The sequence below is a fragment of the Gordonia sp. (in: high G+C Gram-positive bacteria) genome, assembly GCF_012515855.1.
In the GTDB taxonomy this organism is placed as follows: Bacteria; Actinomycetota; Actinomycetes; order Mycobacteriales; family Mycobacteriaceae; genus Gordonia.
Genome location: NZ_JAAYXO010000267.1, coordinates 1 through 1899 on the forward strand (window position 1 = coordinate 1; position 1899 = coordinate 1899).

At 66.0% G+C, this 1899-nt stretch carries 2 protein-coding genes and 1 pseudogene; 2 read left to right on the forward strand and 1 reads right to left on the reverse strand.

Annotated features, from left to right (window positions below; all coding sequences use genetic code 11):
• Together GX543_RS18225 and GX543_RS18230 are read left to right on the forward strand one after the other, a co-directional pair.
• The coding region (locus GX543_RS18225) for a hypothetical protein (RefSeq protein ID WP_290853981.1) at positions 1–440 on the forward strand (440 nt) is incomplete at its 5' end.
• A gap of 78 nt (positions 441–518) precedes the next feature.
• Positions 519–1265, forward strand: a complete 747-nt coding sequence (locus GX543_RS18230; protein ID WP_290853982.1) for a CPBP family intramembrane glutamic endopeptidase — start codon at positions 519–521, stop codon at positions 1263–1265.
• A 291-nt stretch (positions 1266–1556) separates the two neighbouring features.
• Here GX543_RS18230 and GX543_RS18235 read toward each other — a convergent pair.
• Positions 1557–1899, reverse strand: a pseudogene (locus tag GX543_RS18235) (ribonucleotide-diphosphate reductase subunit alpha); the annotation flags it as partial.

The following is a 1899-nucleotide window of genomic DNA, read 5'->3' on the forward strand; positions in this document are numbered from 1 at the left end:
CCCCGATGACCGGTCAGATCGACCCCCCACCCGGCTGGGCGCCGCTGCCGGCCGCACCGTGGGCCGCTCCCCCGCCGCAAGCACCGCTGCCGCCTCGCCGCAGCCAGACCGCGGTCATCCTCGATGTGGTCGCGACGGTCGTCGGCTGGGGGTTGCTCGGTCTGGTCGTTGTCGGGTGCCTCTACTTCAGCCTGTTCTTCGGGATGGCAACTGACTCATGCTACACAGGCGACGCCTGCCGCGAGGATCTCGTCGGCACCGCGTTCATCACCGTGTGGGCGGGCGGGGCGCTCGCGGTCGTGGTGCCGTTGATCGGCACCATCGTCTGCCTGATCAAGAAGTGGTACGTCTTCTACTGGCCGCTCATCGGCATCGGGATCATGGCGGCCGGCATGGCGATCGGTGTGGCCATTATCGACAACGTCGCGGCGGGCAGCTAACCCGACCAATCCGACAAAGGCGACGACCCTCGCTGTCGATACACTCGCAACGGCACTACCGACGCCGAGGGGGCCGACTTGTTCGAGGGATTCCGCGCGACCATCGAAGGTGCGCGCCTGGTCCAGTCGCGCGTCCGCAACTACTACACGTTGGTCGCGCTGATCGCAGCGATGTTCGCCGCCGAGGCGACGATGCACTTCACTCACTACACCTGGTCGCGATGGCTCGTGACCATCACCGCGGGCGTGGCTGTGCTCCTGGCATTCGGCGCCGGACTGAAGACGTCCGACCTCGGGCTCGATCGCCGCACCTACGCCCGCGGCAGCAAATGGGCGGCGATCATCATTCTCGTGGTGGTCGCGGGCATCGCCGTCGCGATCGCCATCCCGCCGTTGCGCGAACTGTTCCAGAACGACGCGTACAGCAGTCTGCGGTGGGCCCTCTTCTCCGCCTTCGTCCTGATTCCACTGCAGACCGTGATTCCCGAGGAACTGCTGTTCCGCGGCATCATCACCGGATCACTGCTGCGACGCCTCTCCACGCGCGTGTCGATCGCGATCCAGGCCGGACTGTTCGGACTGTGGCATGTCGTGTCGTCGCTCGGCCTCACCGCGGGCAACGCGGGTTTCAGCGACGCCGTCGGCACCGGAGCCCTGGGCATCAGCCTCGGCATCGTCGGCGCCGTCGCCTTCACCGCCACGGCCGGTGCCGTCCTCGGCTGGCTCCGAGTGAAGACCGACAGCCTGCTCCCCTGCATCGCGCTGCATTGGGCGGCGAACGGCGCGGGCGCGATCGCTGCGGCGCTGGCGTGGCAGCTGGCGTAGGCGGGCCGCCTTCCCGACCCGAAAGACCGTTCCCGCGTGAGGCGTTCGCTCCCGCTCCACGTCGGACTTGGAGCGGGAAGCAACGCTTCACGCGGGAAGCGAAACCACGACGATACTGAGGAGGGATGGCCGTGACAGACGGACTCTTCGAAGACCGCGAGGCGCATACCGAGACAGCCCCGCAACGACAAATCCCGCGTGAGGCGTTCGTTCCCGCTCCATGTCGGACATGGAGCGGGAAGCAACGCTTCACGCGGGATCTCTACAGTTAAACGTAACCGTCAGTAACACTCACAGCATGCAGCTGACGCAGCCCTCCACCTCGGTGCCCTCGAGGGCCATCTGGCGCAGTCGGATGTAGTACAGCGTCTTGATGCCCTTGCGCCACGCGTAGATCTGCGCCTTGTTCACATCGCGGGTCGACGCCGTGTCCTTGAAGAACAGCGTCAGGCTCAGGCCCTGGTCGACGTGCTGAGTGGCGGCGGCGTAGGTGTCGATGACCTTCTCGTAGCCGATCTCGTACGCGTCCTGGAAGTACTCCAGGTTGTCGTTGGTCAGGTAGGGCGCCGGGTAGTAGACGCGACCGATCTTGCCTTCCTTGCGGATCTCGATCTTCGACGCGACCGGGTGGATC